General features: G+C 76.4%; 8 protein-coding genes. 3 read left to right on the forward strand and 5 right to left on the reverse strand.

Annotation, left to right across the window (positions count from 1 at the left end; all coding sequences use genetic code 11):
- Positions 1 to 679, reverse strand: a 679-nt coding sequence (locus ICW40_RS19980; RefSeq protein ID WP_221655729.1) for an MFS transporter, incomplete at its 3' end; no start/stop codon positions are given.
- A gap of 137 nt (positions 680 to 816) precedes the next feature.
- Complete coding sequence (locus ICW40_RS19985) at positions 817 to 2,469, reverse strand: sensor histidine kinase (protein WP_260459504.1); 1,653 nt, start codon at positions 2,467 to 2,469, stop codon at positions 817 to 819.
- A gap of 80 nt (positions 2,470 to 2,549) precedes the next feature.
- Between ICW40_RS19985 and ICW40_RS19990 the strand changes: the two genes are divergently transcribed.
- Positions 2,550 to 3,335 (forward strand): EI24 domain-containing protein, encoded by a 786-nt coding sequence (locus ICW40_RS19990; RefSeq protein ID WP_221655731.1) that lies wholly within the window; start codon positions 2,550 to 2,552, stop codon positions 3,333 to 3,335.
- A gap of 34 nt (positions 3,336 to 3,369) precedes the next feature.
- On the opposite strand, the gene ICW40_RS19995 is transcribed toward ICW40_RS19990, so the two are convergent.
- Entirely contained in the window at positions 3,370 to 4,542 is a 1,173-nt protein-coding gene (locus tag ICW40_RS19995) for a S24/S26 family peptidase (RefSeq protein ID WP_221655732.1), read from the reverse strand.
- 38 nt (positions 4,543 to 4,580) lie between these two features.
- Complete coding sequence (locus tag ICW40_RS20000) at positions 4,581 to 4,982, reverse strand: hypothetical protein (RefSeq protein ID WP_221655733.1); 402 nt, start codon at positions 4,980 to 4,982, stop codon at positions 4,581 to 4,583.
- Between the two features lie 261 nt (positions 4,983 to 5,243).
- Here ICW40_RS20000 and ICW40_RS20005 point away from each other — a divergent pair, with 261 nt between their 5' ends.
- Together ICW40_RS20005 and ICW40_RS20010 are read left to right on the forward strand one after the other, a co-directional pair.
- Complete coding sequence (locus ICW40_RS20005; protein ID WP_221655734.1) at positions 5,244 to 5,531, forward strand: hypothetical protein; 288 nt, start codon at positions 5,244 to 5,246, stop codon at positions 5,529 to 5,531.
- A 117-nt stretch (positions 5,532 to 5,648) separates the two neighbouring features.
- Entirely contained in the window at positions 5,649 to 6,191 is a 543-nt protein-coding gene (locus tag ICW40_RS20010; protein WP_221655735.1) for a protein-tyrosine phosphatase family protein, read from the forward strand.
- A 28-nt stretch (positions 6,192 to 6,219) separates the two neighbouring features.
- Here ICW40_RS20010 and ICW40_RS20015 read toward each other — a convergent pair.
- On the reverse strand, positions 6,220 to 7,067 hold an 848-nt coding region (locus ICW40_RS20015), incomplete at its 5' end, for a phosphotransferase (RefSeq protein ID WP_221655736.1).

Consider the following 7,067-nt stretch of genomic DNA (forward strand, 5'->3'; position numbering starts at 1 on the left):
CCGCGAGGGGCAGCAGGGCGCGCCGGGACCACGCCCGGCGGCCGCCGACGGCCGCCGGCTCGCGCGCCTCGTCCGGGACCGGTGCGCGCTCGGCGTCCTCAGGCCCGCGCAGCATGAACCGGTGGGCGAGGACGGCGACGACGGCGAACACGGTGCCCGACACGGCGAGGTGGAGCGGGAGGGGCACCGCGAGACCTGCGGCCGCGGCGCCGAGGAGTCCACCGACCACCGCCCCGACGCTCCACACGCCGTGGAAGGCGTTGACGATCGAGCGACCGTAGGCGCGCTGGACGCGGAAGCCGTGGGCGTTCTGGGCGACGTCGATGACGGCGTCGAGCGCCCCGGCGACGAGCATCACCGCCGCCAGGACCGCCCACACGGGCGCCAGCGGCAGGCATGCGACCGCCACCGCGGACCCGACGAGGCCGAACGCCGCGACCCTCGCGGAACCCAGCCGCTGGATGAGCGCGGGGGCCAGCAGCCCGGCGGCCAACGCCCCGACGGGCATCGCGGCGATCGCCGTGCCCAGCTCGGCGTTGCTCAGGTCGAGACGATCCTTCACCTCGGGCAGGCGGGGCACGAGGTTCGCGTAGAGGACGGCGTTGACGAAGAACACCGCGGAGACGGCGGCGCGCGCACGACGAGCCTCACGAGGCACGGGGAGGGCAGGGGACGGCATGGTGCTCCGAACGGTGTGGGTCTCGCCGCGCTGCCGTACGGCGCGGGCGGCTCAGCCGCGACGACGTCGCGCGCGAGCGGTGCGGACGATCCTACGGACCGGCGCGGCGGCCTGGAGCGCACGGCCCCGGCGGGCGGTCAGTCCAGCGGGGCCGTCCACCGCAGCAGGGCACCCTGGCCGGACGGCGGCCGCAGGAGCATGAACGTGCCGCCCGACTGCTCCGCGCGCGCCGCGAGGTTCTTGGTCCCCGAGGCCCTGGCCGGCGCGGCCGGGATGCCGACGCCGTCGTCCTCGACCTCGACGGTGATCGTGCCGTCGGCGCCGGACGTGACGGCCACACGGACGGTCACCGACCGCGGCCGCGCGTGGCGGGCGGTGTTCGACAGACCCTCGCGCACGACCGCGACCACGTTGTTCGCCCGGCCGGGGGCGAGCAGGGCGTCGATCTCGACGGCCGCAGGACGGTCGTCGACGTCGGTGTCGATCGCGGCCCCGTCGAGCGTGATCCGGAGCGTCGGGCGGAACCCCAGCGAGGAGGTGGCGAGGTCGACCTCCGACTGCAGCCGGTGGACGAGGGACAGCGCCGCGTGCGGGTCGTCGAGGGCTCGGACGATGACCCGGATCTGCCGGATGCCGGCATCCACGTGAGCCGCGACGGTCCCGAGCTCCGCGTCGACCTGCGGGGACAGCGCGTGCTCACCCCAGGTGCGCATCGCGTCGACCCGGATGCCGGCCGCGAACAGCTGCTGGATCGCGAGGTCGTGCAGGTCACGCGCGATGCGGGTCCGCTCGTCGTGGAGCACCGCGCGGCCCTGGGCGTCACGCGCGTCCGCGAGCAGGAAGGCGAGCGCGGCCTGCGCGGCGAAGGTCTGGGACAGCGCGAGGTCGGTGGACGTGAACGGCGGGGCCCCACGACGGCGCAGCAGGAGCAGCACACCCATGCCCTTGCCGTTCGCCGTCATGGGGGCGAAGAGGGCTGGTCCGAAGCCGGCCAGCGCCGGCGCGACGTCCGGCGCCGTCGCCAGGGACGGCACGACGTGGCCGGTGCCCGTGTCGAAGGCCGAGCGCACGCGGGGCGACTCGGACAGGTCCACGCCGAAGAGGTCCGTCGCGGGCGCCGGACCGTCGACGATCTCCACGACCAGGGCATCGTCCCGGCCCGGGAGCACGAGCGCGCACGCGTCGGCGCCGTCGACGGCGCGGGCGGTCGCGGCGATCCGCTCGAGGACGTCCTCCTGGTCGGCGCCCTCGAGCAGCATGGTCGTGATCTGCTGGCCCGCGGTGAGCCATCCCTCGCGGCGGCGCTCGACGGCGTAGAGCTCGGCGTTCTGCACGGCCACGGCGGCCGCAGCGGCCAGGGAGCGGACGACCGACTCGTCGTCGTCCGTGAAGCCGCCCGCCTTGTCGGCCAGGTAGAGGGTGCCGTAGCGGCCTCCCTGGACGCGGACGGCGGTGCCGAGGAACGAGCCCATGGGCGGGTGCCCCGGTGGCAGTCCGCGGAACGCGGGGTGGTGCGTGAGGTCCTCGAGGCGCAGGACGCCCTCGTCGGGGATCTCGCCGAGCACGCCGAACGCGTGCGGCGGGTGACCGAGGGCGGCCACCGTCTCGGGGTCGACGCCGGACTGGACGAACGTCACCGACGCACCGTGGTCGTCGACGATGTTGATCGCCCCGTACGGGGCGCCCGTCATGGCGGTGGACGCGGCGACGAACCGTTCCAGGAGGGACCGGATGTCGAGGTCCCCGGCGAGGTCGAGGATCGCACCCATCAGGTCGGTGGTCGTCGTCATCGGCTGCATCGAGTGACCCCCAGTGCGGTGGCGGGATCGGGACACCGTACGCGAGACCGCCTGCCCTACGCTGCGGCCTCATGGACGAGCTCGTGAACGGCGCACGGCTCCTGCTCCGGGGCTGGGGCTTCTGGCGACGCAGGCCGACGGCGATGGCGCTCGGGCTGATCCCCGCGGCCGTCGCCGCAGCGCTGGTCGTGCTCGTCGTCGTCGTGCTCGTGCTCAACCTCGACCGCATCGGGGACGCGCTGACCGGATTCGCCGACGGGTGGGCGAGCCCGTGGCAGGAGCTGGTCGAGCTCGGCGCGCAGGCGCTGGTCCTGGCCGCGACCGTCGTGCTCGTCGTCGTGAGCTTCACCGGCCTGACGCTCGCGATCGGCGAGCCGTTCTACGACCGGATCTGGCGCGCCGTCGAGGACGCCGAGGCGGGCAGGGTGCCGACGGGGGACACCGGGTTCTGGCGCGGCGCCGTCGACGGGATCGCCATGGTGCTGCGCGGCCTCGTGGTCGCCGTGCTCGCGGGCCTCCTGGGCCTCGTGCCCGTCGTCGGGACCGTGCTCGGGTGGGTGGCGGGCCTGCTGCTCACCGGGTGGGTCCTCGCGCACGAGCTCACGACCCGGGCGCTCGTCGCGCGCGGCATCGAGCGGCGCGAGCGCAACCGGCTGCTGCGCGCGCACCGCCTGCGTGCGGTCGGCTTCGGCGCGACGACCCAGCTCTGCTTCCTGGTGCCCGGCGGGGCCGTGGCGACCATGCCCGCCGCCGTCGTCGGCTCCACCTTGCTCGCCCACAGCATGCTCGGGGACGCGGCTCGTGCCGCTCGCACGCCGGTCGGCGCGGCGTCGCAGGACGTCGTGCCCCCGCGCTGAGCCCGCCGGCCGGGACAGGGCGCCTGGCCGCCGCTCAGCGGCACACGAGCAGGTCACCGGCGAGGGCGTCGGGGTGCGCCTGGAGCCACATGCTGCGGCTCGCGCCCGGGCCGAGGAGGTGGTGGTCGCCCCAGCCGGTGGTCCCGGTGACCACCATGACAGGCAGGTCGGCGCACGTGCTGCCCAGCACGAGGCCCTCCGCGTCGACGACGTCGGGCACCCACGGGAAGGGTGGGGCCGAGAGGTCGAGGACCACGGTCCACGGCGTCATGGCGCCGGACGTCGAGGTGCGCGCGTCGCGCACGACGAGCTCGACGTCGTAGCCGTGCCCCCAGTCGTGGATCAGCCGGACCTCGGCGGTGCAGGGCAGGTCCGGGTCGGCGGTCGTGCAGCTCGCGGCCGGCCGGGGTGGCGCGACGTCGGCCGGTCCGGTCCAGGCCAGCACGTCGCCCGCCGCCACGTCCGTCCGCGCCGCATCCGCCGGCAGCGGCACGGCGGCGAGCGCGAGGAGAGCCATGCCCGACGCCGCCGACACGGCCGCGCGGCGGGTGCGTGACCCCCGTGGGGCGAGGGAAGGGCTCGCCGTGGACGCCGCGGCCTCCCCGGCCCCCGTGGCCTCCGTGTCGTCGTCCCCGCGCCCGCTGCCGGGCCACACCAGCAGCCCGCCGGCCACCACGACCAGCGAGAGCCAGAGGAGGGGGCTGAGCAGCAGCGGCGCGAGCCCGTGCCCCGGCACGTGTGCGACCACGCGGCCGAGCACGTGCCGGTCGTCGGGCTGCCAGGGGTCGAGCCAGTCGTTGGCGTCGCCCCGGAGCTCCCAGCCGGCGGCGTCCCCGCCCACCACGCGGTGCACGACGCGGGCGTCCGGCACGCTCGGTGGCGCGTAGACGACGACGTCGCCGACGGCGGTCTCGCCGCACCGGGCGACGAGGAGGTCTCCCGGTGCGTAGGTGGGTTCCATCGAGCCGCCGGAGACCACCACGACGGTCGTGCACCCGCCCCACGACGACGGCCAGAGGCCGACCACGAGGAGCCCCGCGAGGAGCGCGGGCAGCCACGCCGCGAGCCGGAGCACCCGGCCGCGCGCCGTCCGGCCCTCCGGCCCGCCGTCGTCCTCGTCCGTGCCACCCGCGCCGCTCGGCCCGGGCGGCACCGCGGGGCCGGAGGTGGTCGACACGGATCCGGTGTCGGACGTGGTCGTGGTCATCGTGCGCTCCTGCGGGGCGGTCGTCGGGCGGTCGTCGGTCAGCTGTGGATGACGACGGCGACGCCGTCGAGCGCGGCCGCCGAGACGCCCGACGGGACCGTGAACGCGGTGCTGCCGGCCGCGACGGGCCCCGTGAGCTCCGGCGCGAGCGGTGCGTCGCCGGCCGTCAGGGTGATGCGGGCGCTCTGCCCGGCGCAGGCCGCCGCGACGTCGGAGAGCGTGACCTCGGTGACCGCGTACTCGCCGGCCGCGAACGCGGTGGTGAACGAGACGCCGACCGGAACGCCCTCGGGCTGGCACGACGCGACGACGTCCGTCCCCGCGCCGAGGGAGGCGCTGCCGAGCGAGAGCTGCGCGGCCGAGGCGATGCCGAGGCCGGCGACGCCGGTGACGAGGAGGGCGACGGCGAGCGACCTGCGGGTGCGTCGACGGGTGTTCATGGTGCGGTCCTTCCGTGGTGATGAGCGCCTCGCCGGTCGACGAGCGCATCTCCACGGTGCGGTGCCGCGCCGCGGCGCGGGCGGCGCCGTAGGTGGTTCCACTCAGCGCGGGGCCGGCTCGTGGCACTCGCCTCGGTGGGCCTGGGTGGCACTGAGTGGCACCACTCAGCACGGCCGACGCGAGCGGTCGCCGAGGCGTACTCCTGAATCGAGGCGGCCGGACGACCGGTCGCCGGACCTCTCACCGACGGAGCGCTCCCCATGACCACCAACGCACCCGCCAGCCTCGCCCGGACCCTCGCGCGGTCCACCCCGGTCGACGGCCGCCACCTCGACGCCGCCCAGGTCACCGCGATCCACCGCGAGCTGCGGGCTGCCGCGTCCGCGCGCCGCGACGGCCTCGACCGGTCGGCAGCGACCGACCTCTACAGCGGGCTCGCGACCGTCGCGCTCCTCGACCACCTGCGCGGCGCCCAGGTGTCGCACGTCATGCTGCGGTCGCTCGCGCGGCACAGCGCGACCGCCCGCCAGGTGCTCTCCGACGGCTGACCGGGTCGGTGCCGGCCGCGCGGGGTACGCGCCGGGCGCCACCCCCGTCGCCCGACCGCCACCGGGGCGTCACCCGCCCGTCGTGCCGACGTCGGACGGCGCGGTTAGCCTCGCGACGTGACCACGACAGCCCCGACGCAGGCGGAGGACGCGACCGACGAGCCGCAGCCCTCGACCGCCCTCACCACGGACACGGTGGACCTGCCGGGCGTCGAGCCGGCCGACCCGCCGACGGAGATGGTCCCCGGCACGCTGTGGCACGGCGGCTGCCCGGTGGACTACGACTGGGCGCGTGGCGCCGGGATCACCGCCGTCGTCGACCTCTCGGACGCCGACACGTACCCGCCCGTCGGCGAGACCGAGGGCTTCCTCTACCTCAAGGTGCCGCTCGTCGACGCGGAGGACCTGCCCGACGTCGGTCTCGTCACGCGCCTCGCCGCGCTGGTCGCGGGACTCGTCGAGGACGGCCACCAGGTGCTCGTGCACTGCACCTTCGGCCGCAACCGCTCGGGCCTCCTGGTCTCGCTCGTCGTGCGCGAGGTGCTCGGGATGAGCGGCGCCGAGGCCGTCGCCTACGTGCAGGCGCACCGCCGCAACACCGTCAACAACGAGGCGTTCGCCGCCTGGCTGCGCAGCCTGCCCGCGCCCGACCTCGCCTGACGCACGCGCCCGCGGCGGCGCGCGGGCGTCAGAGCGGCGTGCGCCAGCGCGCGACGACGGCGTCCAGCCAGTCGAGCGTGCGCCCGTTCCGCCGGTCGTCCCAGAGCCGGAACGCCACGCCCCCGAGCTCCGCGATGCGGTCGAGGACCACCCGGCCCTCCCAGCCCCGCACGTCCGCGCCGTACGCGCGGCAGAAGCCGAGGTAGGTCGCCGCGTCGAGCTCGCCGGCGTCGAGGCGACGGGCCGCGCTGCCGAGGTCGTACTCGCGGGGCGCGCGCGCCACCCAGTCGAGGTCGATGAGCACGGGCCCGGTCGGCCCGCGCATGACGTTGGCCGGCGACAGGTCGCCGTGCACGACGCCGACGCCGAGCGGCGAGTGCAGCGAGGCCAGCGCGTCGCGCAGCGCGTCCCGCGCGGCGAGCAGCACCGCGGCGGCGTCGTCGGGCAGGCCGTCGGTCTGGGTGTCGAGGCGTCGCAGCGGCTCCCAGGCGGCGACGTCGGCGTCGTCGTGCTCGGCGTGGAAGCGCGCCAGCAGGGTGCCCGTCTCGGCCCAGGTGACGGGCCGCGCGTCCGGGAGCCACGGCAGCAGGGTGACGACGCCGGCCGACGTCACGACGGGCGCGGCGTCCGGGAGGAGCGCCGTGGCGCTGCCGGCGAGCGCCGTCGTCGTGCGGTCGAGGTGGGTCGCGTCGGTGCCGGGCGGGTACACCTTCACCGCGTGGTCGCCGCAGCGCAGCACGACGGTGCTCAGCGCGCTCACGACGACGGGCTCGGTGCGCGCGATCGGCAGTGCGAGCCTGGCCTCGGCGACGGCCTCGAGGGCGTCGGCCACGCCCCAGCCGGGCTGGGGGAGGGGCAGCGGCTCGGGCCGCGCGG

Origin of the sequence: Actinotalea ferrariae, from assembly GCF_019733465.1 — a bacterium.
In the GTDB taxonomy this organism is placed as follows: Bacteria; Actinomycetota; Actinomycetes; order Actinomycetales; family Cellulomonadaceae; genus Actinotalea; species Actinotalea ferrariae_A.

Coding starts and splice junctions, on each gene's coding strand:
- ICW40_RS20005 (WP_221655734.1), top strand. CDS start 5,244: ATGACCACCAACGCACCCGCCAGCCTCGCCCGGACCCTCGCGCGGTCC.
- ICW40_RS19995 (WP_221655732.1), bottom strand. CDS start 4,542: ATGACCACGACCACGTCCGACACCGGATCCGTGTCGACCACCTCCGGC.
- ICW40_RS19985 (WP_260459504.1), bottom strand. CDS start 2,469: ATGACGACGACCACCGACCTGATGGGTGCGATCCTCGACCTCGCCGGG.
- ICW40_RS19990 (WP_221655731.1), top strand. CDS start 2,550: ATGGACGAGCTCGTGAACGGCGCACGGCTCCTGCTCCGGGGCTGGGGC.
- ICW40_RS20000 (WP_221655733.1), bottom strand. CDS start 4,982: ATGAACACCCGTCGACGCACCCGCAGGTCGCTCGCCGTCGCCCTCCTC.